Annotated in this window: 19 protein-coding genes and 1 pseudogene; 5 read left to right on the top strand and 15 right to left on the bottom strand. The window is 42.2% G+C overall.

Translation table 11 applies throughout. The features are described from left to right. Window positions 1-44: 44 nt before the first annotated feature. Window positions 45-872 carry a helix-turn-helix domain-containing protein gene (locus HMPREF1535_RS23625; protein ID WP_046147802.1) on the top strand — a complete coding sequence of 276 codons (828 nt, stop codon included), beginning with the start codon at window positions 45-47 and terminating at the stop codon, window positions 870-872. Here the strand turns inward: HMPREF1535_RS23625 and HMPREF1535_RS23620 are convergent. Then, on the bottom strand, window positions 867-2,081 hold the full coding sequence (locus HMPREF1535_RS23620; protein ID WP_046147801.1) for a multidrug effflux MFS transporter: 1,215 nt from the start codon (window positions 2,079-2,081) through the stop codon (window positions 867-869). The two genes, HMPREF1535_RS23625 and HMPREF1535_RS23620, sit on opposite strands and share 6 nt — an antisense overlap. A gap of 175 nt (window positions 2,082-2,256) precedes the next feature. Between HMPREF1535_RS23620 and HMPREF1535_RS23615 the strand changes: the two genes are divergently transcribed. Continuing rightward, entirely contained in the window at window positions 2,257-3,429 is a 1,173-nt protein-coding gene (locus HMPREF1535_RS23615; protein WP_046147800.1) for a glycosyltransferase, read from the top strand. An 8-nt stretch (window positions 3,430-3,437) separates the two neighbouring features. Here HMPREF1535_RS23615 and HMPREF1535_RS23610 read toward each other — a convergent pair whose 3' ends face one another. The 10 genes and pseudogenes from HMPREF1535_RS23610 to HMPREF1535_RS23565 all read right to left on the bottom strand — a co-directional run bounded on the left by HMPREF1535_RS23610 (window position 3,438) and on the right by HMPREF1535_RS23565 (window position 15,026). Then, window positions 3,438-4,682, bottom strand: coding sequence for an ABC transporter permease (locus HMPREF1535_RS23610; protein WP_046147799.1), 1,245 nt, complete (start codon window positions 4,680-4,682; stop codon window positions 3,438-3,440). Between the two features lie 14 nt (window positions 4,683-4,696). Then, window positions 4,697-5,896 carry a pyridoxal phosphate-dependent aminotransferase gene (locus tag HMPREF1535_RS23605; protein WP_046147798.1) on the bottom strand — a complete coding sequence of 400 codons (1,200 nt, stop codon included), beginning with the start codon at window positions 5,894-5,896 and terminating at the stop codon, window positions 4,697-4,699. A gap of 141 nt (window positions 5,897-6,037) precedes the next feature. Beyond that, entirely contained in the window at window positions 6,038-6,934 is an 897-nt protein-coding gene (locus tag HMPREF1535_RS23600) for a YitT family protein (RefSeq protein WP_046147797.1), read from the bottom strand. Between the two features lie 141 nt (window positions 6,935-7,075). Continuing rightward, complete coding sequence (locus tag HMPREF1535_RS23595; RefSeq protein WP_046147796.1) at window positions 7,076-7,432, bottom strand: hypothetical protein; 357 nt, start codon at window positions 7,430-7,432, stop codon at window positions 7,076-7,078. A gap of 127 nt (window positions 7,433-7,559) precedes the next feature. Further along, window positions 7,560-8,081, bottom strand: coding sequence for a DinB family protein (locus HMPREF1535_RS23590; RefSeq protein ID WP_046147883.1), 522 nt, complete (start codon window positions 8,079-8,081; stop codon window positions 7,560-7,562). 64 nt (window positions 8,082-8,145) lie between these two features. After that, window positions 8,146-8,818: pseudogene (locus HMPREF1535_RS26455) on the bottom strand (RNA polymerase sigma factor). Between the two features lie 10 nt (window positions 8,819-8,828). Next, window positions 8,829-11,153: a hypothetical protein gene (locus tag HMPREF1535_RS23580; protein WP_046147795.1), complete on the bottom strand. Its 2,325-nt coding sequence runs from the start codon at window positions 11,151-11,153 to the stop codon at window positions 8,829-8,831. Between the two features lie 97 nt (window positions 11,154-11,250). Further along, window positions 11,251-12,426 (bottom strand): MFS transporter, encoded by a 1,176-nt coding sequence (locus HMPREF1535_RS23575; RefSeq protein ID WP_046147882.1) that lies wholly within the window; start codon window positions 12,424-12,426, stop codon window positions 11,251-11,253. Between the two features lie 4 nt (window positions 12,427-12,430). Further along, window positions 12,431-14,314 carry an ABC-F family ATP-binding cassette domain-containing protein gene (locus HMPREF1535_RS23570; protein WP_046147794.1) on the bottom strand — a complete coding sequence of 628 codons (1,884 nt, stop codon included), beginning with the start codon at window positions 14,312-14,314 and terminating at the stop codon, window positions 12,431-12,433. A gap of 178 nt (window positions 14,315-14,492) precedes the next feature. After that, the gene (locus tag HMPREF1535_RS23565) at window positions 14,493-15,026 is read right to left on the bottom strand and encodes a hypothetical protein (protein WP_046147793.1); all 534 of its coding nucleotides are present in this window, start codon (window positions 15,024-15,026) and stop codon (window positions 14,493-14,495) included. Window positions 15,027-15,117: 91 nt separating this feature from the next. Here HMPREF1535_RS23565 and HMPREF1535_RS23560 point away from each other — a divergent pair, with 91 nt between their 5' ends. Further along, window positions 15,118-15,552 carry a DUF6078 family protein gene (locus HMPREF1535_RS23560; protein ID WP_046147792.1) on the top strand — a complete coding sequence of 145 codons (435 nt, stop codon included), beginning with the start codon at window positions 15,118-15,120 and terminating at the stop codon, window positions 15,550-15,552. Between the two features lie 149 nt (window positions 15,553-15,701). On the opposite strand, the gene HMPREF1535_RS23555 is transcribed toward HMPREF1535_RS23560, so the two are convergent. Next, window positions 15,702-16,541 (bottom strand): phospholipase A, encoded by an 840-nt coding sequence (locus HMPREF1535_RS23555; RefSeq protein ID WP_007653691.1) that lies wholly within the window; start codon window positions 16,539-16,541, stop codon window positions 15,702-15,704. 161 nt (window positions 16,542-16,702) lie between these two features. Here HMPREF1535_RS23555 and HMPREF1535_RS23550 point away from each other — a divergent pair, with 161 nt between their 5' ends. Continuing rightward, complete coding sequence (locus HMPREF1535_RS23550) at window positions 16,703-18,496, top strand: MutS family DNA mismatch repair protein (protein ID WP_044215261.1); 1,794 nt, start codon at window positions 16,703-16,705, stop codon at window positions 18,494-18,496. A 41-nt stretch (window positions 18,497-18,537) separates the two neighbouring features. After that, the gene (locus tag HMPREF1535_RS23545; protein WP_010800294.1) at window positions 18,538-18,789 is read left to right on the top strand and encodes a hypothetical protein; all 252 of its coding nucleotides are present in this window, start codon (window positions 18,538-18,540) and stop codon (window positions 18,787-18,789) included. Window positions 18,790-19,172: 383 nt separating this feature from the next. Here HMPREF1535_RS23545 and HMPREF1535_RS23540 read toward each other — a convergent pair whose 3' ends face one another. From HMPREF1535_RS23540 to HMPREF1535_RS23525, 3 genes are all read right to left on the bottom strand, one after another. Next, on the bottom strand, window positions 19,173-19,973 hold the full coding sequence (locus HMPREF1535_RS23540; RefSeq protein WP_010800296.1) for a M48 family metallopeptidase: 801 nt from the start codon (window positions 19,971-19,973) through the stop codon (window positions 19,173-19,175). A gap of 179 nt (window positions 19,974-20,152) precedes the next feature. After that, window positions 20,153-23,167, bottom strand: coding sequence for a glycoside hydrolase family 97 N-terminal domain-containing protein (locus HMPREF1535_RS26040; protein WP_244275722.1), 3,015 nt, complete (start codon window positions 23,165-23,167; stop codon window positions 20,153-20,155). A gap of 82 nt (window positions 23,168-23,249) precedes the next feature. Continuing rightward, window positions 23,250-24,632 carry a GDSL-type esterase/lipase family protein gene (locus HMPREF1535_RS23525; RefSeq protein ID WP_046147791.1) on the bottom strand — a complete coding sequence of 461 codons (1,383 nt, stop codon included), beginning with the start codon at window positions 24,630-24,632 and terminating at the stop codon, window positions 23,250-23,252. Window position 24,633 lies beyond the last annotated feature (1 nt).

Here is a 24,633-nt window from a genome sequence, read left to right as displayed (position 1 = left end):
AAAATAAGGAATTAAAAACTATCTTTGCGATAAAATAGAGTGAAATGTTCTTAGATAATATTCCCGTACATAACCTGGATGAAAGTGATTTCTTCGTCGCCGAACGCATCGAAAACTGCGCACCATTGAATTTCCGGGGATCACACTGTCACAACTTTTACGAACTTTTATTTTTCATGGAAACCGGGCCGGAGGAAAGTCACAGCATCGACTTCACCGAGCATCCGCTGCAATCCAACCAGATTTTCCTGATCCGTCCGGGACAGGTACACACCATGAAACTGAAAGAACAAAAAGGTTTTCTGTTTGCCATCAATCGCGATTATTTCGAACGGCTCTGCCTGCATATCGAGAGTTATGCCGATTATTCATTCCCGGACATTCTCACCCTTCCCGATAGCGAAGCTCCTGCCGTCCGCCGGATAGCAGATCTGATTTATGCCGAACACGAAGGGTTGCACCGCAAAAGCCTGCTAAATTCTTATATGCATGCCTTTATCACCCACTTATTACAGCTGCATACCGATGCCCCGGGCAACCAGGACATCCGCGTCAACAGAGTGCTTTCCCTGATCGACACCCATTTTATCAGTGAACGCACAACCGACTTTTATGCCCGCGAAGTAAACCTCAGTAACAAACGGATGAACGAACTGACAAAAAAAGCCGTCGGTCACACAGTTAAACAACTGATCGACCAACGGCTGTTATTGGAAGCCAAACGCATGATAAGCCATGGCGCTTCGAGTTTCAAAGAAATAGCGTTCGATCTCGGATTCAGCGAAGCATCTTATTTCACCCGTTTTTTCAAGGAACAAAGCGGATACACGCCCGAGCAATTCCGGTCGCTGCTAAAGAAAGACCTGTCATGAACGGACCTTAATCACCGCCAGGCGACGACGCGTATCGACAAACAGCAACACAAAAGAAGTCAATCCGCAAACAAATAATCCGCACATCATCGGTACAACCGAATCATTTTGTAAGAAACTGACTACTGCCGAAAGAACACCGGTAAAGAACAATTGCAAAAATCCCATCAATGCCGAAGCAGATCCGCTGTCTTCCTTAAAATAAGCCAAACCGAGCGATGTCGTAGCCGGTAACAATAATCCGATCGGGATCAGATTCAGAAATACCAGTACCAACAAAGGAATAACAGAGGTCGAAGCAAAAGCTGTAACAATCAGCAATGTCCCGATCAACAGTTGCACAGCCAGCGTATATCGTACCAGCTTCTTCAACGTCATATATTTCAGCATAAAATTAATAATATAAGTCCCGAACATCAATCCCAACGAATTGATCGCAAAAATGATTGCAAACGTATCACCCGACATACCCCCCTTCTCCATAATCAGAAAAGGAGCATTAGACACATAGACCATCAAACCTCCATAAGCCATACAACCAATAATAGTGTAAACCATGAACGGCCATACTTTCATCACCCTGACATATCCTTTTACCATCTCTTTCACTGAAGGCTTCTTCGCATTCATCTCTCCGGATAATGCCACCGGTTTACTTTTCGGAAGAAACAACCAGGTCAGCAGAATAGTAAAGGCTCCTAACAGGGCCATTGTATTAAACACCCCATGCCAATGCCACTGTTTCAATAACAAATTTCCGATAGTCGGCGCAATAACCGGTGCAATTCCGGAGATGATCACCAACAGGGAGAATACCTTCGTCCGCTGTTCATTTACAAACAAATCATTTACAGCAGCACGTCCTACCACCACCCCGGCACAACCGCCAAAGGCTTGCAGAAAGCGGATTACCCACAACTGTTCGATCGAAGTCACATAGATGGAAGCAAACGAACTGATCGTATACAAAGCCGTAGCTGCCAAGATCGGATTCTTCCGCCCGTAATAATCAGAAAGCGTCCCCCAGAACAGTTGTCCGATAGCAAAACCTGCCAGAAAGATGGATAAGGATATTTGTACTTCACTCAAAGAAACTTGCAGGCTTTCAGCAATATCTGTAAAAGCAGGGAGATAAAGATCTATGCTCAAAGGTTCCAGAGCCGCTAATAAAGAAAGGACCAGAACCACGATTCCCATTTTTCTATTCATCACATTATTCCTATTAAAATTACCGCAGCAAAAGTACTTCCTTCTTTCCGCCTGCCTTTTACATTAATTGCACATTTACTGGTATAAACAGGAACTTCAGGATATTTCTTTTTGAATGTGGTAATTAGGAAGGAAACATGTACATTTGTACGTTTTTTAATTTACATCTTCAAGAATGAACGACTTACTTATTTTCAATCATATAGAAATGATACTGGCAGGCACGACTGCCGGTCTATTCATCATCCAGCTCTTATATTATCTTGTCACTTATGCCCGCCCGTTGAGACAGGCTAAAAGAAGACAAATGCCACATGGACAGGCAAAGCCTGCCGTTTCCGTGATTGTCTATGCCAAGAACGAATCGGAGAATCTAAAGAAACACCTTCCGGCTTTGTTGGACCAGGACTATCCGGAATACGAAATCGTTGTTGTCAACGACGGTTCCACCGATGAGAGTGACGAAGTTTTAAAAACATTCAAGAACGAATATGATCATCTTTATCACACCTATATCCCGGAAGACGTAAAATACCTGAGCCGTAAAAAACTGGCACTCACTGTCGGTATCAAAGCCGCCAAACACGACATCCTCCTTTTTACGGAAGCCAATTGCGAACCTATGGGTAAAAACTGGATATCAGCCATGGCACGCAACTATACCTCCAGGACAAACATCATTTTAGGCTTTTGTGCATATGGGCATCACAAAGGATTTTTCCATAAGCTGGTCGCTTATGATAACCTGATAACCGGATTGCAATATATCTCGTCCGCCCTCACCGGAAATCCCTATACCGGCAACGGCCGTAACCTCTCATACCGGAAAGATTTATTCTTTGCCCATAAAGGGTATTACAAATCGCTCAGCCTGCATGCCGGCGATGACGATTTATTTATCAACGAGTCTGCAACCGATCAGAATACCTGGGTAGAATATTCTCCGGAAAGCATCACGGAAATGGCAAAGATAGACCGTTTCAGCATGTGGAAAGAGATGAAAGTATCACGTGCCGCCACCCAACGTTATTATAAAGGCTGGAACCTGACCTTTTTCAGGATGGAAAGCCTGAGTTATTTCCTTTTCTTTATCGCGGTAATCACCAGTATCGTCATGGGTATTTTAGGCAACTGGCTGATATCCATACTGGCAGGATTATTATACATCATACGCTTTTCAAGCAAAGCGACAATCCTGCACAAATCAGCCAAACTCCTACAACAGAAACCTGTAACCGGCTGGCTGTTCTTCCTGGAACTGCTGCTGCCCCTGTTCAATCTATACGTAAGAATTTACAGGATATTCAGAGGAAAAAACGATTATACATTCCGCCTGGGAAATAAATGAATTGAAAATTACTCAAATCGTATGCTCTTGGCAGGATCGATCTTCGTGATAAGGTAAGACGGACCGAGCATCATCAGCATTGATGCGCATAAAGTCCCGATATTCAGGAGAATCAAGGAGACTATACTTAAATCAATAGGCACCGCATCCAGATAATAGATGGAAGGATCCAGTTTTATTATACGAAAATGAGACTGGATCAAACAAATAGCGATACCAACCACATTCCCCCAAAGCATCCCCTTCCCGATCAGGAAGAAAGAAATATAAAGAAATATCTTGCGGATACTGACATTGTTCTCACCCAACGCTTTCAGGATACCGATCATATTCGTCCGCTCCAGAATAATAATAAGCAAACCGGAAATCATAGTAAACCCTGCAACCGCAAAGATCAGGATAAGAATAACTACCACATTCACATCCAGCACATCAAGCCAGTTAAATATCATAGGATTCATCTCCTTTATCGAACGAGTAAAATAGGTATTCCCATGACGGTCCTGTTTCTCCACCAGATTGAAATACAGGTCTTCCGCAATCTGGTCCAGCTTATCGTAATCATCTACAAGCAATTCCAGTCCACTGACCTCATCCTTCTCCCAACCGTTCAACCGGCGGATCTGCTTAATGTCAGCCAAAACAAATAGCTTGTCATAATCCATAAAGCCGGTCTCGTAAATCCCGGCGATATTGAGTTTTCGGGCACGAACATCTTCCTGCACAAAATAAGTCCGAATACTGTCGCCCAGCTTCAATCCCAGCAAGTCGGATAAATATTTGGAAATGATCACATCAGTCGAAGTCTTTTTGGGGTCTATCGTCAGCAACTCACCTTCTTTCAGGTTGTTCCGGAAAAAACTCCAGTCATAATCCGTATCGATCCCTTTCAATACGACACCCTGAAAATCACTATCCGTTTTCAAAATGCCCATTTTAGTGGCATATCCTTCTATATGCTTAATACCAGGAAACTCCCGGAGTGCCTGAAGCAAAGAATCGCTCACCGCAATCGGCGTCGTTTCATACGAACTGTTATTATCAAAATTGGTGATCTGAATGTGAGAACCAAAACCAATCACCTTATTACGAACCTCTTTCTTAAAACCAATCACAATAGCGACCGAAAGAATCATCACCGCCAACCCTAGCGCTACACCGACTATGGCAATACGAACAGCAGGAGGAGTAACCTGACGATTCCCCTCCTTACTGAAATGAATTTTTCGTGCTATAAATAGTTCTAAGTTCAATTCGATTCAGTTGATTAAATGACTCTTCCCGGATAAGCCTCCAACGCCTTTGCCAGAACCACCAGTGCTTTTGCCAAATCTTCCTTTTTCAGGACATACGCAATACGCACTTCATTTTTCCCCAAACCGGGTGTTGTATAGAAACCGGAAGCCGGAGCCATCATAACCGTCTGTCCTTCATATTCGAACTCGTCCAGACACCAGGCACAGAACTTATCGGCATCATCCACCGGCAATTTGGCAACCGTATAGAAGGCCCCCATAGGGATCGGAGAATAACAACCCGGAATACGGTTCAACCCGTCGATCAGGAATTTACGGCGTTCCACATATTCGTTGTAAACATCCAGCATATAATCTTCAGGCGTATCCAGTGAAGCCTCTGCAATGATCTGTCCGACCAAAGGAGGACTCAGACGTGCCTGACACCATTTTATAACATTTTCCTTCACCATCTGGTTCTTCGTAATCAGCGCACCGATACGGATACCGCATTCGCTGTAACGTTTGGAAACCGAATCCACCAGCACCACATTATTCTCGATACCCTTCAAATGGAATGCCGAGATATAAGGAGCACCCGTATAACAGAATTCACGATATACCTCATCCGAGAACAGGAACAGATCATATTTCTTTACGATTTCACGAATCTGATCCATTTCCTTCTGTGTGTACAGATAACCGGTCGGATTATTCGGGTTACAGATCAGGATCGCTTTGGTACGCGGAGTGATCAGCTCCTCAAACCGTTCCACCGAAGGAAGAGCAAAACCTTCATCGATAGTAGACGGAACTGTTTTGATCACAGCTCCACAGGAAATGGCAAACGCCATATAGTTTGCATACGCAGGTTCGGGAACAATAATTTCATCCCCCGGATCCAGACAAGCCATAAACGAAAAGAATACAGCTTCCGAGCCTCCGGTAGTGATGATTATATCTTCAACATCGACATTGATATTGAATTTCGCATAGTATTTAACCAATTTCTCACGGAAACTACGAATTCCCTCACTCGGAGAATATTCCAATACTTTACGGTCAATACGGCGCATGGCCTCCATCGCGACCTCGGGAGTAGGTAAATCCGGTTGACCGATATTCAGATGGTACACCTTGGTACCCTTTGCTTTAGCCTTGTTGGCTAGCGGAACGAGTTTTCTAATGGGGGAAGCCGGCATATTGACACCCCGCTGTGAGATATTAGGCATTACTTTTTCTATATGTTAGTTTAAAGTTCGGCAAAGATAGGAAATAATTGAAAATTGAAAGTTGAAAATTGAAAATTAATATCGGTTTGCAGTTAATCTCCCCATTTAATTTTCAATTTTAAATTATTAATTTTCAATTCCTCAGATTCCCGGACGAGGCGAATCCTTGCTCGCATGCATAGTAGAAATAAAAGCGTTCGGATCGATCTCCTTAATTTCATCTTTCAGGCGCGGCATATCCTTACGTTCGGCAATGGTAAAGATGATCTCTTTTTCCTTTCCTTCATACATGCCCCGTCCGTGGAGGAAAGTACCCCGCATCCCCATCTTTCCGACAATCAGGTCTTTTATCTCCTGTGTCTTCTTCGATACGATAAAGACGGCACGATTCGGATTCTCCGTCTGGAACATTTCAACAACCTTTCCATACACGAAAATAGCGAACCAGGAATACAATGGAACCGCCCAGTCCTGGAATACGATCAAGCCTAACATCACGATCGCAGAATCCAGTATTATAATCATATTACTTACTTTCAAATTGGAATTATTGGCAATAACACGGGCCAACACATCTGTTCCCGCACTGGTACTTTGCGCCTTAAACACACAAGTCACACCGATACCCAATATCGCCCCTCCATAGAAACAAGCGATAAACGTATCATTTTCCACCAGCGGTTCCGTTCCGCAAAAATAGGATAATGTGTCCGTAAAGACGGAAATAAGCACAAATGTCACGATCGTTTTCGGTCCTGAAGCAAGACCGATCTTTTTCATTGCCAGCAACAACAATGGAACGTTAAAACATAAGGCAGTAGCACCCATCGGCAAACCGTCCGGAAAAATGGAGAAAACACCTTTCGTCACATAATGCAAAACGATGGAAATACCATAAACACCCCCCGGTACAATTTTAAAGGGAGCCAGGAAAAGTACATAACTCAATGCCTGCAAAAAAGCCCCAACCACAATCAGAGAATAATCGACTGCATTACTCTTCAATGTAGCATTAGAAGGAAAACCAAGTTGTTTCATAATTTAGATTCAATCATTATTTGTTTTCAATGCCGCAAAGATAGATAAAAAAAGAAGAGACTACACAAACAAATTGCGTAATCTCTTCCACCTGTTTTCAACAATCGCGATCCGGGGAACAAATCCCCCTCACCTTTTATATTAAAGGTTCAGTGCACGATTATTATTATTTGTCACATTCAACAATGTTACATATTTGCGATACTGATCGGGCGTCAGAACCTTTTTCATCAACTTCAGATTTCCATAAACAGCCTGATGCATCTTTTTTTGTTGCTGGCTTTCGCTGGCACGAAGACTCTCACGTTGTTTATCCAGGAAAAATTCATTTATATTTGCTACTTCACCTGTCTGAGACGGGGTTAATTGTAAATAATAACTCAGTTTCTCAAAGTTAATAGCAAACGGTTCTTTACTCACATTGTTCCGGTTCTCGCGTGCAAAACCTACCGTTGCACATAATAAAATGGCTGATACAGCCATACCTAAACGTCTCATAATACCTAAACATTAAATTAATAAACCTAAACATGGAGGCCGCTGCCTCCGAATCTATCTCTCTTTTTTCTTTTTGCCTTTGTGTATATAACAATATGTTTTATAACATTGTTCACGAACAGATTTATTACTTCATCCAGACTATCGGATATCCCAAAGCCCTTTTTATTGCCTCCATCTCGGCACTATGCCACATCTCATGCTTGAAACACCAGGACAAGGCTTCGTACTTTATATCGGCAACGGGATGCTTAAACGGGATTGGTTCAAGGGGTTCTTTCAGAGTTTCATCGTTAAGAGTCAGTAGGTTTGCAAGGCAAATATCGTGCACAAAACCCAATTGTTCCTTTAATTCCGAAACAGGGATAAAGTTCCTTTCGGCGGAACGGTGCAAAGTTCCCATGCCATTAAAGATTTTATTATAACGGGCGATAGGTATCTGCCGTCCGACATCTTCATTTAACCCGGTTATCGTTGTAATGGCATGAAAATTCTGTGAAACCAGCAGATGCCCGATCTGCCAGGCAAAGTTTGAATCCGTACCTTCCGGAATTGTGTACCATAGCTCTTCGGGCATTTCCGAAATCAGACGGTTTACAAAATTCCGTGCTTCAATGATTTGTTCTCTCAAAAATTCAATTTTACTCATCATAATGTTACTTTTTAAGTTATACATTATAATTAGTGAGTAACAGTGTAGAGATTGTGACAACTCAGTCCAAAAATTTTTCCCAATAATTCTTCCGGGGCAAATCTTTTTCAAACTTCTGATACAGGTCGGCCAACCGTATCATTTTGGCGACTGTGGTATATTCTTTATCCAGGTCAATAAAAAAGACCTGTTTACAAATCCTGCATTTACAGGTTCCCGCAGGATTATAAAGCGGACAGGTATCAGTCAGAAAATGGCTAATCTTATCAATGGAACGGGAGTATATCTTACGGACATTCTCCACTGACATTTCCATAATCTCCCCGATCTCTTTATGAGAAAGCCCTATATTCTCCTTAAAAATAAAAATTAGCCGGGCATCATTATTCAGGCAATGATTCAAAGCCGTCAAGCACCAGTCACATCTTTCTTTGACCCACTTTCCGTTCCTCATCAGAACCGGAATATTCGATTTCCTGCAAGGCCCTGAATTGCTCCAGCTTCACCAAGGTCGCCACCTTTTCATTTTGAGCATACCGCGAAATAGTCCGCTTCGCAATCGTATAAATCCAGGTCGATAATTCAGAATCTGCATTGAACGAAGGCAGGCTCTTAAACACCTCATACCAGACTTCCTGAGCCGCCTCCTTCGCAATCTCCCTGTTCTGAATCATCCGGTGGGCAATGGTTGCGACCATTGTGCCATAATGCTCAACTATATCCTCTAACTTCATTCAATCTTATTCAATTAAAATTTCTAACGACCCTAAACTCACATTTCCCTGTACCGAGCAGTCCCGTTCCATCAACACCCTCCGCTATTCCCACAAATCCGGTATTGATATCGGAACAATAGAAAGAAACTTCCGCCTCCCCTTTTTCATCCGTTACGACGGAAGGTTGCCATAACAATGTATTACGGGCATCGGGAGTTGACAATTGCATATCTATTTCGTCCGGTTGGTAAAATTCACGGGCAGCGTAGTAGCCTTTGGCACGCCAAAGGTTGTTCCGGCGGAGAAGTTCTCCTTCCGAATAAATAGGACCGTGATAAACGACATATTGTTCGTCTTCCACAATAAACCATTTTCCTCCATCGAAATATTTAGGTTTAATAATTCGATACGTTTTACCCTCTACCGGTTTACTTCGTTCTTCAAGAGGAACGATATTTGCATTGGGACAATAACGGGGGTCATGATGTACCGTATATCCGTCTTTATAATTTTCCAAATGTCCATCCGGGCACACCCAAGGCATACCAATGTCCATCTGTGCCAAACTATCTAAACGTCCCATAAACTTATCCCTGAAAGGTCTACTTGCTTTACGGGTAACAACTACCTCATCCAGTAAAATTGTACTATCATTACTAACGACCGGCATATCGAGAATCTGTTCTTTTACAGACTGAGAAATATCCATAATAGGGTAATATCTCTGTTTCTTTTTCCTTAGACTATCGATTTGCGGAAAATAATCTTCTATTTCAAGTTGAGGCTTATGTTCATTCGACAACATCGGTTTCAAATACACATAACCACCTCGAAGTTCCTTCAATATATCCGTACCGACAGTAAAAGAACCGGTTGAGTCAGCCCATACATACAATGAATTTCCCTCAGCACCGGATATCTGAATAAGTTGTTCCGTCCCCTGCGCCTCTTTCCTCTTTTTCTTACTATGAATAGATTGTATGCCTATTATTTCATCAGACAAAAACAGATTTTCATTATCGGGGGCATATTCTATATTCCAGACATACCGCCTCCATCCCTGAGTCAGCAACAATAAATCCATTGCCTGCATACGATCTTTATTCTTTTCATCGAAATAATAAAGCGGATTATGAATCTTTCCGCGTATCTGAGAGGATAGATAACAATGCGTCAATATGTTTACCGGATCTGCCGGATTAATATATGCTTTATCAAATACACTAAGGCCCAGATTCGTTTTCACTGGTACTCCATTCCCATCCGTCACCTTTATTTTCAATGTAGCTTTTTCACGAAGGGCATATGTTTTCTTATCCGGTTCAATATTGATCTGTAACTTCTTTTCCGGATGCACGTAAACCAACCTTTCTGCAACCGGTTGCATATCGCCATTAAACAAGGTGAACTCTGCGATTCCCTGATAAAAGAACTCACTAAGCGGCATTTTTATTTTAAGCCGGTCCTTCAACACTCCCTTTGCCACACAGCAAATCATCCCACGGACTTGTCCTACCAGACAAACGTCCTGAGCAGGAGAACCTTCGGTTTGTGAGATAAAAAACTCCAGATTTTTCTTGTCTTGTTTGGATAGGCTTAAAGTCATTCCTTGTGGGTAAATCTCCGGTAAAGAATAACAAGCACCATCCTCTAACTCTATCCGGTATTTCTTTTCTGTATCAGGAGTAAAGAAGAAAACCCCCATTCCGTCATGACTACTTTCCAATAGGGTGACCAGAGTATCATCTTGGTATAAAGTACCCTTTACCTCTACCGGATATCCTTTGCCATTTGTTGCCTTAAACGCCACACGTGAAGGCAAACCCGAAACCAGATTTCCTCCCTCCGGAAAAACATCAAATCGCAAACTATCTTTTCCTACATCTTCCGATTGTTGATTATCATGAGCTATATTTTTGACAATCCTTACTTTACGTGAAGACAGAATTCCTGTTGTGTCGTTATGAAAAGAGTGACGGGTATAGGCTTCCAGAAAATAATCACCATCCACCAGCTTCTCACTGACATAAACATGTCCGAATACCATACCGTTTTCTACCGGATATTTCTCTTGCCAAACGATACTATCCTTATTATTTATCATTTGCAGATACAATGTCTGACTTTGATTGGAGAATGCAAAAGATTGGGAATTCAACTGATATGCTTTAAACCAAAGGTCTTCTCCTGTCTCATAAATACCCTTGCTGGTTTGGAGATAGATAAGTTCGGAAGGAAAGGCAGCATATTCTTCATTAATAGAAGCGACCCAGGCTTCATCGACTGTTTGCTGGCAAAAACACGGCAAACAGGTATATGTCAGTAAAAAGATGGTTAACAGAATGTTTTTCATGTACCCGACATTTTTAATTATCATTGCAGTCCCCAAAACAAGACCACAGCACAAATATAAACAAAAGAAACCAATCTAATCAGGCAAGTAATAAAATTCAATCGACCAATTTATGCTTCTCATACGACGGCCTCACCCACCGCAAATAAACCAGGAGCGACACCAGGCAGCAACCCGATCCTACCAGATAGGCTGTTGCCAGATCGGCATGCGAAGCGATGAAGCCGGCTGCCAACATTCCGATTCCCACTCCGAAATCAAAAGAAGTCAGATAAGTGGAAGTTGCCGTTCCACGCATATGATGCGGAGCGACATTTACGAAAAGACACTGGATAGCCGGGACACAAACACCGAATCCGATGCCTATCGCCAGCGCAGAAGCAAAAAAGACAATTTCATTATGAAACAAAGCAAATACAGCAAACGAAAGTGTCAGAAATACCAACGCACTAATCGATACCAGATGAATCTTCCCGTGATCGACCAACCGCCCGGAGATAAGCCTTGCTGTACCGACCCCTATCGCCATAAAAATAAAGAAATAACCGGGATTCGACACATTGATCTCTTTTCCGTACAGCACGACGAAAGAAACAACCATCCCATAAGGGATTGCACTCAACAGGTAAGCCAATGCCGTCGGTAACGCTTTCACCAGAATAAAACGATCCAGCGAAAAAGGAGGCCGTTCCACCTTCTCCCGTTTCGGATAACGAATCAGACAGACAGAGCCGACACCAACCAACGCTATCGCCAGACCTACCAGCACCAGCGGATGAAAACCATACCTATCATAAACAGCGACCGCCACCAACGGAGCAAGCGACATCGCCAGATTAATCGTCAAGCCATAAAACCCCATTCCTTCGCCTCTTCGCCTGGAAGGAATCACATCTATCGCAATGGTATTACCGGAAACGGAAGTCATCCCCATAAAGCCACCCTGAATGAAACGGACAGCCATTATCGTCAGGACCGTTGTTGCAAACAAATAACCGGCAAACATACAGGCAAAGACCATAAAGGCAAAGAGATATAACGGTTTGCGTGAAAAGCAATCCACCAAGTATCCGGAAAAGGGACGGACGCACAGCAACCCTATCGAATAACTGGATAATGCCACACCCACCTCCGACGGATTAATCTTCAATACCTCCACCAAATAAACCGGCATAGTCGGCATCAGCATGTAAAAAGAGAAATTCATCAGGAAATAAGAGATACAACACTGGATGAAATTCCGGTTCCAAAGCACAGGTTTCGTTTCGTTCATATCTTTAAGCCAGCTCACTTAACTCCAGCCAGCGCATTGTCTTTTCATCTATTTCTTCAATCACTTTTGCAATGCGTTCCGACTTTGCCATCAACTCGTCGTTGCTCAATGTTCCGCTGCTCATAGCCGTTTCAAGTTCAGCTTTTTCAGCTTCAAGCGCAGGTATTTCTTCTTCCAGGGCTTCAAACTCCTTCCGTTCCTTGAAAGATAGTTTCTTTTTCTGTTCATTCTGAGGGCGGTTGTTCTTTTCAGGAGCAGGAGCTTGTTTGGGCTGGCGGGCAGCTTCCGCTTCCTTCTCCAACTGATCCTGTACCTCTTTCCAATCGCGATATTGAGTATAGTTGCCGGGGAAATCTTTCAGGTCGGCATTACCACGAAATACCAGTAGATGATCGACAACCTTATCCATAAAGTAGCGGTCGTGCGAAACAACGATCACGCAACCTTTAAAGTTACGCAGATATTCTTCCAGCACATTCAGCGTTACGATATCCAGGTCGTTGGTCGGCTCATCCAGTACAAGGAAGTTCGGGTTACGCATCAGGACTGTACACAGATAAAGACGCCGCTTCTCTCCCCCACTCAGTTTATAAACATAGCTATGTTGTTTTTCGGGAGTAAACAGGAAATAATTCAGGAACTGAGAAACACCCAGTTTCTTTCCGTCGCCCAGGTCTACATATTCGGCAATATCCTGTACGACATCGATCACCTTCATCTGTTCGTCAAACTTCAAGCCATCCTGACTGTAATAGCCGAAACGAACAGTTTCGCCCACATCGAAGCGTCCGCTATCCGGTTCCACTTCCCCCATCAGCATTTTAATGAAGGTAGATTTCCCGGTACCATTATTACCGACAATACCCATCTTCTCGAAACGGGCAAAAATATAATTGAAATCTTCTACGATTTTAATATTGCCAAAGCTTTTCGTCACATGCTCCGCTTCAAATATCTTCGATCCGATATAGGAAGCTTTCACATCCAGATTCACATTTCCGTTATCCCGTTGCTGCTTGGCTTTCTTCTCCAGTTCATAAAAAGCATCGATACGATATTTAGCCTTCGTTCCACGGGCTTGCGGCTGCCGGCGCATCCACTCCAGTTCCTTACGTAACAGATTGTTAGCTCGTTCCACTTCCGTATTCATCGCCTCCATACGTTCCTGCCGTTTTTCCAGATAGTAGCTATAATTACCTTTATATTGATAGATTTGCTGACGATCTATTTCGATAATCTCACTACAAACCCGATCCAGGAAATAACGATCGTGCGTCACCATCAGAATACTGATATTGGCACGGCTCAGGTATCCTTCCAGCCATTCGGTCATTTCCAGGTCGAGGTGGTTGGTCGGCTCATCGAGGATAATCAGTTCAGGATCAGTGATCAAAACGTTAGCCAATGCCACGCGTTTCAACTGTCCGCCGGACAGATGTTCCACTTTCTGGTCGAAGTTTGTGATCTTTAGTTGTGAAAGGATTTGCTTGGCCCGTTGTTCATAATCCCAGGCTTTCAGATTATCCATACGCATCAGGATATCCTGCAAGTTGGAATGATCGTCACTGGCCATAGCTTCTTCATACTCAGCGATCAGTCGAACCGTCTCATTCGGGGAATAAAAACAGGCCTGAAGAACGGTTAATCCTTCGGGATAAACCGGTGTCTGCTCCAGATAACCGACACGCAGGTCGTTACGGAACACGACAGCTCCACTGTCATAATCTTCTTTCCCGGCAATGATATTCAGTAAAGTTGTTTTACCTGTACCGTTCTTTGCAATAAGGCCCACTTTCTGCCCCTGTGCAATTCCAAACGTAATATCCTCAAAAAGAACCAAATCACCGAAGCTCTTGGTAAGTCCGTCTATCTGTAAATAACTGATCATACTGCCTTTTGTACTTTACTTTGAGGGGCAAAGATACAAAAAATTGGTGGAGAGTCGTTCCCCATAAACGAATGACCAAACTTTAGACAAAAATATTGTCTCCAATAGAATAAAAAGACAGCAGTAAATTCTTTTCACAAAGATATAGAAGAAAATATATCAATATACTTCCTATCCTTTAAAAACCACAATATTCAGCACCTGAGACTTTGACCTTTTTTATAATAAACATACGATCTAGGCCTTCAGAAGAACCTATAGTTATAACTTTTTTCTTAATATGATACCATGTCCCCTGATTAGGAGCCCCAGGTAATCTACTTATACGATTCTGGATATATTTCAAATGAATCAAATTCAGATTCTGATTATTCTCAGACAAATATTGTTCTTCAAAACGCAAATAAGCCGAATAAGGTTTATGCCCCTTATTCAAAGCAAAAGAAAAGAAAGACTCAAACACCAACAAATCTTCAGCTTCCTGAGTCAGTTCAATTAATTCCATTCCTTCAACCTGTTGGGGAATATGAGCCTCCCGAATTATTCCATCCTGATCCATCACGACAAACACTGGTTCTAGAGATTCACGACGTTTACGTTTTTTCTTTCCTTTAAGTGTCCGTATTCTGTCTTGTTGACAAAATCCATGTTCTAGCCAAAGCCCTGCATTATCTAAAACAAGACCTTCCTCTTTTCCTGGAGACGGACGCATACAACGACCGACTTGTTGTAAAAAATACCCTCACATCATTTCTTTTTTTTCAATATTAACCTTATATTTGTCAAATCATAAAATTCAACACATGGAACCTGAATCTAAATACGAATCCGTCCCTTATGGTTTTGCTTACTGCCTGAATGAACAATGCAAGCACTCTACGAAATGCCTGCGTTATCTCGTTTCGAAACAGCTTACGCCGGAACGGACTGTTTTCTCGATCGTAAACCCCGATTGCACGACGCCACAAGCAGATAGCTGCCCCTTTTTCAAAGCAGATCAAAAGGACAGGTACGCTTTGGGGATCACTCAATTATTAGAAGATCTGCCTCATAACAAAGCTGTTGCCATTAAGCGGGCAATGAATACTAAATTCAGTAAAGGAACCCTTTACCGCATCCAGAAAAAAGAACGATTGATTACCCCTGAAGAACAAAATATCATTCGTTTGATCTTTATTCGTCAGGGTATCCATACCGATCCGCTTTTCGACCAATATGTAGAGCAATACGATTGGTAAGAAATTGTAAACTTTTTAGGCCTTTATTACTTATAATCCCCACTTAAATGGGTGATATTCCCCACACAAGTGGGTAGTATTCCCCATAGTAGTGGGGGAAATTCCCCACATGAATAAAAATTGTGGGGAAAAAGCTCTATAACGAACTCTCAATAAATACTGAAATCCTGCGGTTTTATCACAAACCCGATCCGCAGCATACTCTTAAAGTGGTTATATTCCAGCAGGTTCTCACCGTAACCGTTATAATATTGAAGGAAAAAATATTGGTTCTCGTTATTGTTAAACTTATAACTTAACTCGACCTGTGTATTAAAACTGAACCAGGTTTTACGTTTCGTCAGGATCACTCCGCAGTTAAACCGCTTATTGTCTGTCCGGAAATTGGCCGCCATCTGGAAAATACCGTTATACTTTAACAGGTCTTTATTATATTTTCCATCGACGATCGGTATCCAGGTCTTAAACTGAGCCTCCCAGTTTTTGTTTAAAACAATGGCTGTTGCAAATGTCACCTTGTTCCAACTGCGCGAAGCCGTACTGTCTTTTCCGTTCGATTCATGTTCGAGCATTAGATAGCCTTTTCCGATGAATTTATTATGATGAATAATCAGATGCCCCAGTCCGATCCCCGGGTTGAAGTTCAGGTCGCGCATGGGCAGAGATTTCTGGAAAACATTCCAAAAGGCTTTCTGGGTGTACTGGATAAAAAGATAAGTGTCGAAAGGCAGCTTACTTTTCGTCAGGCGTTGGGCAATACTCAACTGGAACTTCACATCCGAATTGGCTGCGGTCGGTTTATGCCCGATCGTCGTTCCGCCGATGAAATAATTATCTTTGAATAAAGTGAAATAAGGCGCTTTGTCCAATACCGCACGCACACTGTCCGCGTTATATTCCAACTTCGGATCCTGCACCAGAACCTGGGCAGATACTGAAACAAAACAGGAAATGAATAAAACGTATAGAAATACTGCTGTCCTTTTCATAAAACATGAATATATAAACCTTATAAAAATAGAACAAAGGTAATATCCATCAAGGTTTAACAATTCTCCCCGATTTCATGAATTATGGTCAATTCAGTTACCTCTTCTTTATTAATAACCAAATCTTAACTGGTATGTTCATTTTTTATATCTTTGCCCGCATGGAAAAAGTATATCAATATTACAGGGATACAATAGCTGCTTACACACGTCGCTCGGACGGTCTGAGAAAAAAAATGCATTTGATAGGAACAATACGCCTGCTGCTGGTCGCCGGGCTTATTGCTGCGATATGGTTTCTGAAAGCCGAAAACTGGATGGTGTTAGGCGGAGCAATCCTCTTATTCATCATTCCTTTCATCGGGTTAATGGTTTATCATACATTTTTATCATCGCAAAAGTCGTATGCCGATGCACTATCCGCCCTGTGTAACAACGAACTGAAAGGACTGGATTACGATTTCAGCGCTTTCGACGGGGCACCGGAGAAAAGTTCGGCCGACCATTCATTCAGCCTGGACCTGGATCTTTTCGGAAACCGCTCCATCTTCCAGTCCATCAACCGGACAGTTACTTCGATGGGAAAAGAAAGGCTTGCCGACTGGTTTATCAACCCGCTTACCGATAAAGAAAAGATACTCAAACGCCAGGAAGCAATCCGTGAACTGAGCGAAATGACGCAATTAAGGCAACACTTCTATGTAACTGGTGTATTAAGTCCGGGAAATAAAGGAGATGTGAATACCCTAAACGCACTAACAGATCATAAACCGGCCTTCATTAACAGCCAGCTCTGGAAAATACTGATATGGCTCATTCCTGCCATATGGGTGATACTGATCGCAGGAGCATCAAGCGGAATAATCAGTTTCACCGGCATAAGCATATTCTTCGCCATCTCGTTCCTGATTTCCTACATACGGGGAAAACAAATCACAGAACTTCATAACTCCGTGAACAAGATGGAGAAAATCCTGTATACGTATTCTTCACTGATCAAAAGCATAGAAGGCGACCTTTTCAAGTCAACCGAACTGGCAGCGATCAGCAACCAGTTTAACGGGACAGACGGAACAGCCTCGAAGGCTCTGAAAAAGCTATCCCGCAGCATTGGTGCGCTGGACCAGCGGGGCAGTATGATGGGATTCATTATGAACATCTTTATTCTCCGCGACACCCGGACAGCCATCCGTCTGGAACGTTGGATACAGATACACGCCGAGGATATTCCCCGATGGTTCGATGCCCTTGCCGAGTTTGATGCCTACAGTTCGTTGGGAGGATTTGCATTCAATCATACCGGCTATATCTATCCGGAAATAGCCGACTCTTATTTCAAGATGAGTGGTAAAGCACTTGGGCACCCCCTACTCCGCCGTGATGCTTGCGTACGGAATGATATTTCGATAGAAAAAAGTCCGTGGTTCCTGATTATCACCGGGGCAAATATGGCTGGGAAAAGCACCTACCTCCGTACAGTCGGAGTCAACTATCTGCTGGCCTGTATCGGTGCTCCGGTCTATGCAGACTCCCTGACTGTCTATCCGGCAAAGATGGTGACCAGCCTGCGTACTTCCGATTCGCTGGTCAGCAATGAATCTTATTTCTTCGCAGAATTGAAACGGCTGAAAATGATTATCGACCGTCTGCAACAGGGAGAAAAACTATTTATCATACTGGATGAAATCCTGAAAGGAACTAACTCGATCGACAAGCAAAAAGGTTCGATCGCCCTGATGAAACAGTTGGTAGCTTACCAGACTTGCGGCATCATCGCCACACACGACCTGGCACTGGGCGAACTGGAAAACGAATTCCCCAACCAGATAAAGAACTACCGCTTTGAAGCCGATATTACAAATGAAGAACTAACCTTCTCCTATCTGCTTCGTGAAGGGGTAGCACAAAATATGAATGCATGTTTCCTGATGAAGAAGATGGGGATAACGGTTTAAATACTTATATTTGCACGTAAATTAATAGAAAGGAGTCACTTATGACAACAATAGAACTTGAAGCCAGCAAAGCGGAATTGGTTCGTGAGATATTAAATATCGAAAATAGTGAAACCATCGGAAAACTTCGCAAATATCTAAGTAAGCTCCGGAGTAACAAAGAAGAGGCAAGTCCGTGTGAATATACCCTCGAAGAGGTTCGTCAGCGATTGGCTATCACTGGTAAGGATGCTATTGCCGGAATAGGTATCAGCGGTGAAGAGATGGAACAGCGAATGAAAGATATTATATAATAGTATGAAAATCATATAGCATCCGTTTGCATCAAACGATTTTGATCAGATTATATACTATTACCGGGATGCTTTTGGAGTTAAAACAGCTCAAAAAGTCCGCGACACACTTCATCATGACATATATCATTTGCTCTGTTTACATCCTTTTCTGGGATTCTGTGAAACCTGTCTGAGTGACGTCGATCAACTCTCTTACCGTTCACTAGTCTCGGGGCACATTAAAATAATTTATACCGTTCACGATAAATATATTTATATCCACATGCTTTGGGATTGCCGACGTAATCCCAAACAACTTCAAAGCGAAATAAAAGAACGTAAATAAAACTTATCAAATGGAGTTGTATCAAAATTCGGTTTTAATACAACTCCATTTATTATCATTTTCCTGTTTTATACTTCGCCTTAATCTCCGGCAACGCCCGCTGTATCTCTGCGATACGGGTGGCATCACTTGGGTGAGTGCTCATGAACTCCGGAGTCGAACCGCTTTTTCCGGCAGACATCTTTTGCCAGAAATTTACCGCTACATCGGGATTATATCCAGCCATCGTCATAAATACCAATCCCATATAATCCGCTTCCGATTCATGTTTGCGTGAGAAAGGAAGCATGACACCATACTGCGCACCCACACCATAAACCGTATTGGCAACCGTCTGGACTGCCGCACTCTTATTGCTTACAGCCTGTCCCAAGATGGCGGCTCCGTATTGTGCCATCAGCTGCTGGCTCATTCGTTCGTTACTATGTTTTGCCACCGCATGCGCTACTTCGTGACCAACCACTACGGCCAGTTCGTCATCCGACGATACCAGCGACATCAAACCTTCGTAAACCACAATCTTTCCGCCCGGCATACAAAAAGCATTTATCTGGTTATCTTTCACCAGATTGAACTCCCACTGGAAATTCTTAATCTCGCTTTCCATTCCGTTCGCTTTCAGATAAGCCTCCGTTGCTGCGGCAATCTTCTTCCCCACACGGGTCACCATCGCACTCTCATTCTTATCCGACGACTTTGTGGCTGATTTCATATAATCGCTATATTGCGTTAAGCTGGAGGACAATACCTCCTGATCGGAAACCAGCAGCACCTGCTTTCTCCCTGTCAAAGGCACACTCCCGCACGCACTCAGCATCAGAAGCATCGCCATCAATAAACCTGTAATCTTTTTCATCTCTCTCATTTAGTTTTTACGAATACAAAATTATCATTTCTTTATGAGAATAGAACAATTCAAAAAGCATTTTTGCTCAACATATATATAACGAAACCTGTTTATCCGGCGGAATCGGTATGAGGCGTAACACTTTCTGTATATTATTACATTTGTTCTCGTCAATTAAGAGACCAACTCTATTCCAATATACTCCCAACACATAATATTTTACCAATCAATACCTCATATTTATTTAGTTCTTCAATATTCATTTTTTTCTCTGTTTGCAAAATATCCATTTTATCAAAAGGGGTACAGTCCGCTTCTATTATAACAGAATGCTCACCATACGGTAGTTCAGGCATCCAAAAATAATTCATCCTGTTATAGGTACAATATTTATCAAATCTACGCGTGTCTTTTATTAGCTTTCCATCAATATAAACTTTTATACGAGCTCCTCTAAGACCCATAATATCAAACAATCCGACTCTTGTACCTTTAAAACGAAATTGAAGAGTCTCTCCACTTTTCTCAGTTGAAGCGACATAAGAGAAATGTTCCCTAAAAGGCTTGACAAAAGGATCACTTCCGTCTTTTTTCTCCCATCCTTCTGAAAGCCATTCCTTTTTTACATCATACATTTTAGCTTTTTCATAATTCGTTTCGCAAAACGGGACTTTCATTTTCTGAACCATTGGGGTCCCTTTCACCATTTGCTGAAACGAATTGCATAGAGTTTCCGTATAAACAGCATGTCCGTCTGAACCAGGATGTGTACCATCCTCCGTAAAACGTATTTTCTCTCCATAATCCATATCCCGTAAAGCATGCATCACTAACTTATTATCTCTTAGTAGTTTTGCAACAGCGAAATCAAAAGAAACAGACGGAATACCATAATATTGAGCTATCTGCTCCATTATGCGGGATGAACGCCAATGATCTCCATTCAAAATCACATTTTCCTGTGGCTTATTTGTCGTATACAAAAAACAAATATCTACGTGATCTGAATGATTTCGGATTTTCCTTACTATCCCTTCCATAGAACGTACAATCTCTAATGAATCAGTTTGTGAATCATTCACTGCAAATTCGACAAAAACCAAGTCTGGATTTTTAGCTAAGACATCACTGTCCATTCTAACAACTCCCAAATCTGAACCTGTACCACCGATACCTGCATTTATAGTCGATAAAAGGACATCCGGGTAAGATTTTTTAAACCAATCTTCAAATTGTACCCGATAGCCAGAAGCTTGTGTTATGCTTCCTCCCAAAAAGGCTATCGTCAGCGGTTTTTTCTCTTGTATCTTTTTATTAGTCCAATATAACCCATTCCTTAACGCTAAACAATCCGGAAGTTGCTTTCTCAACAAAAGGCACGCACCACCACCTGCAGCAAGTCTGACTTTAATTTTATCGTTAGTTGTCGCAATTTGATTAGACACCTGATAAGATTCTCTATTGTTCAAATAATGCGCATCAACACCATCCTGAACTAACATTAGCTCATATTGTCCACGTGGTAAAAAAGACAAGGGGATCTCCAATTCTCTTGCCGATTCATTCGTCACAGCCCCAACCAGATAAACATTATCAGTCTGACGCATCATAACAATATATTCACCGACTTTACCATCCAACGTCCTACTCTCTTTCCAGGGCATCTGCTGAGCAGAGATAAAGGAAAGTAACTCCGGATACTTTTCATAATATTCCGGAATGTCAGGAAGAATCGTTGCTCCTGAAAAAGTCACCAATGTCCGGGCTGCTTCCGACACGACAGTCGAGGGGACCGGCTGGTTTTCATCTACTCTTGTTGTCGGCCCTTGTCTTAAATCAAACATGCCATTATTCATGTCGATCGGACCGGCCAACATATTCACAAAAACAGATGTTACGAATGTAGACGGAACAAAAACCCGATGGGCATCCAACTGAGCATGACAATATTCCCTCGTAATGGCATTAGGCCAGGTCCGCATTTGTCCATAAGGATGAACAGGCCCATCATGGAAGTCTACCAATAACTGATTTCGGGCACACAGTTCAGTAATCATTCTGGTACGAATATTTTTCTCCTGCTCGGAGCCTTTCATAAATCCATATTTTACCCCCACGGCGCCCCAATCGTGATACAACTTTAATGTCTCACTGATCGGGAAATTACGTCCTCCAACATCATTCAAGTATAACCAGATGCCTACACCTCTACTTTTCGCATACTGAATAATTTTTCGGACATCCTGCGCCTGGCCTCCTTTCATCGGATCTGATTCACTCTCATGCTCCGGTCCATACCAGTTCGCATCCAATACCAACCCTTTAAAACCTTGCTTCGAAGCAAAATCAACCATACGTACCCAGGAAGGATATGTCATCGAATAAGTAAAATCTTCAACAATCGCACCATCAATACGCCAATCCCAAACATAAACACCCGGTTTGACCCATGAGAAGTCCATCTGAGGTTCAGGATTTAACAATTCAATAATGTGCGAATCGACTAAAGTACCCAATTTATCACCAGCCATTACAACACGCCAGGGAGAACAATTTTCCTCGGACAAAGTCACAGGAGACGATTCTATCATAAAACTCTGATCCCCTTTTCCGGAGATTAACCGCAAAGGATTTCCCGCCCGTAAATCAGCTTCATGAATAGCCACATAGCATTTCGGATCAACTTCCAAAAGCACAACCGGACGTCTTATACCATCAATATCCGAGAGTTTTTCCGGACCAATATTGGCATTTTCCCCATTATAGGACCAGGCTGTATAATCAGCTACAAAACAAAACCCTGTCAATTCAGACTGGATATCTACTTGTTTTTCCGGAAATTCATAACGGAAAGCAAGTCCGTCATTATATAACCGAACGACAAACGATAGTTTAGTTTTTTCGCTCCCCGACTGTGGCGCCAATTCTAATGACAATTCATTAAAAACATCCGGCACCACCTCTCTTTTTCCCCATACTGGTTTCCAGACAGATTTAGACATTCTTTTGCTATGATTTGCTATTATCCAGTCATTTCCAGGTATTTTGTTTCCATTTGTCATGTAATATCCGATTGGAGAAGAGTCTATAACCAACTTATTCCCCATCGAAAACTTATATTCAAAAGTTCCCTTATCCGTCCGAACAAACCGGACTTCCAACTTTCCATCCGGAGACAAAAGGGAATACTCCACCCCCTTCATATGTCCAATGTTCATCAAAGCGAACATCAATACTCCCAAAACACGAATCCAAACTTTACTTTGTAAAAACATATCCTATGTACTATAAATTGTCATAAATAATCTTTGCTATTATATCATACCCGTTTGAAGTCGGATGAATACCGTCCGGGTAATAATTAACGCTATCTCTCATCTCCTCCCGATACAAATTAATCACCGGCAATTGTTCCTCTTCTGAAACCCGCTTAATCAGCTTCATTACTTTATTGCGCAAAATGTCATCACGCTGTTGCCATTTAAATCCATACGGCAATATCGGATAACAAAGATATACTTGATCTGAAATACTTTTCATTCTCCGGACCAACCTGAGATAATCTGCATAAAAAAAATCTTCATTTACCCATTCATCCGGTCTCGAATCATTAGTTCCCAATTTCACAATGATTACTTCCGGTCTGAATAATTTCAAATCTTTGTATGCCTCCGTCTTCAAATAAGTAGTAAATTTATCAAACTGCACAGCTGCACCCGGTACTCCGAAGTTGCGTACCTCAACACTATCTCCCAGCATTTTCTGCAATTTATAAGGATATGTTTCTTCAACCGAATTTGTTAAATACCCGTATGTGATGCTATTCCCCACACAAGCAATCCGCTTACGGGAAAATATATCCTTACAAAAAGTGTACATATCGTCAGAAACACGATTAAACAATGTTTCGTTTGTCCGGGAATTTATTCCATGATCGACATTCTCATATAATTTAGTTTCCACTATCCCGCCTTTACTTTCCAACGCTGTCGCAAAATTTACCGATTGATTATAATCAATAACATTATCTTTCATCCCATGCATCAAGAGACTAGCAGGAATATTCCTATCCGGAATATTAAACATAGCAGAAGCCTGACGCAAGTCCAGCGAGTCTATCACCTGAATAAACCTTTTTTGTACTACAGGTACAGGAAAATCACCCTCTCTCGTTTCCAACAAATTATAAGTCCCGGCCATACCTACCCAAAGTCTGCATCCAGGTATTTTCATGGCTGCCAATGCTGCTAAATGCGCACCGGCCGAAGCGCCGCAAAAACCGTAGCAAGATGAGTCCAACTTCCATTCTTCCTCATGCTTTCTGATAAATAATACAGACTTTTCAATCAAATCCATTACACGTCCTAGTGTACCGCCCTGATCCATCAAAGGATAAGAGATCCGAACACCTGCAATGCCTCTTTCCGCCATATAAATGGAATGCTTTTTAAAAACCCCCATATCTCCATGCTGCCATCCGCCACCATGTATATAAATCATATATGGACTTTGCTTTTTATCGCACCGGGGCAGATCAATTTCCAGATCAAATCTACCCAACGCTCCGGAGTAATATGTATATCTCTGAGTCGAGACTTCATACAACTTTTCTTCAGCTACGACGGAAAAAGAAAACAAACACAAAAGGATCACCCATAATGTCTTCATC

The sequence above is a fragment of the Parabacteroides goldsteinii DSM 19448 = WAL 12034 genome, from assembly GCF_000969835.1.
GTDB lineage: Bacteria > Bacteroidota > Bacteroidia > Bacteroidales > Tannerellaceae > Parabacteroides > Parabacteroides goldsteinii.
This window is presented reverse-complemented; position numbering and strand designations above follow the sequence as displayed.

Bases quoted from the DNA above. Each gene is read 5' to 3' on its own strand.
- HMPREF1535_RS23625 (WP_046147802.1), top strand. From the start codon at position 45: ATGTTCTTAGATAATATTCCCGTACATAACCTGGATGAAAGTGATTTC.
- HMPREF1535_RS23620 (WP_046147801.1), bottom strand. From the start codon at position 2,081: ATGAATAGAAAAATGGGAATCGTGGTTCTGGTCCTTTCTTTATTAGCG.
- HMPREF1535_RS23615 (WP_046147800.1), top strand. From the start codon at position 2,257: ATGAACGACTTACTTATTTTCAATCATATAGAAATGATACTGGCAGGC.
- HMPREF1535_RS23605 (WP_046147798.1), bottom strand. From the start codon at position 5,896: ATGCCTAATATCTCACAGCGGGGTGTCAATATGCCGGCTTCCCCCATT.
- HMPREF1535_RS23600 (WP_046147797.1), bottom strand. From the start codon at position 6,934: ATGAAACAACTTGGTTTTCCTTCTAATGCTACATTGAAGAGTAATGCA.
- HMPREF1535_RS23595 (WP_046147796.1), bottom strand. From the start codon at position 7,432: ATGAGACGTTTAGGTATGGCTGTATCAGCCATTTTATTATGTGCAACG.
- HMPREF1535_RS23590 (WP_046147883.1), bottom strand. From the start codon at position 8,081: ATGAGTAAAATTGAATTTTTGAGAGAACAAATCATTGAAGCACGGAAT.
- HMPREF1535_RS23580 (WP_046147795.1), bottom strand. From the start codon at position 11,153: ATGAAAAACATTCTGTTAACCATCTTTTTACTGACATATACCTGTTTG.
- HMPREF1535_RS23575 (WP_046147882.1), bottom strand. From the start codon at position 12,426: ATGAACGAAACGAAACCTGTGCTTTGGAACCGGAATTTCATCCAGTGT.
- HMPREF1535_RS23570 (WP_046147794.1), bottom strand. From the start codon at position 14,314: ATGATCAGTTATTTACAGATAGACGGACTTACCAAGAGCTTCGGTGAT.
- HMPREF1535_RS23565 (WP_046147793.1), bottom strand. From the start codon at position 15,026: ATGCGTCCGTCTCCAGGAAAAGAGGAAGGTCTTGTTTTAGATAATGCA.
- HMPREF1535_RS23560 (WP_046147792.1), top strand. From the start codon at position 15,118: ATGGAACCTGAATCTAAATACGAATCCGTCCCTTATGGTTTTGCTTAC.
- HMPREF1535_RS23555 (WP_007653691.1), bottom strand. From the start codon at position 16,541: ATGAAAAGGACAGCAGTATTTCTATACGTTTTATTCATTTCCTGTTTT.
- HMPREF1535_RS23550 (WP_044215261.1), top strand. From the start codon at position 16,703: ATGGAAAAAGTATATCAATATTACAGGGATACAATAGCTGCTTACACA.
- HMPREF1535_RS23545 (WP_010800294.1), top strand. From the start codon at position 18,538: ATGACAACAATAGAACTTGAAGCCAGCAAAGCGGAATTGGTTCGTGAG.
- HMPREF1535_RS23540 (WP_010800296.1), bottom strand. From the start codon at position 19,973: ATGAAAAAGATTACAGGTTTATTGATGGCGATGCTTCTGATGCTGAGT.
- HMPREF1535_RS26040 (WP_244275722.1), bottom strand. From the start codon at position 23,167: ATGAAGGGGGTGGAGTATTCCCTTTTGTCTCCGGATGGAAAGTTGGAA.
- HMPREF1535_RS23525 (WP_046147791.1), bottom strand. From the start codon at position 24,632: ATGAAGACATTATGGGTGATCCTTTTGTGTTTGTTTTCTTTTTCCGTC.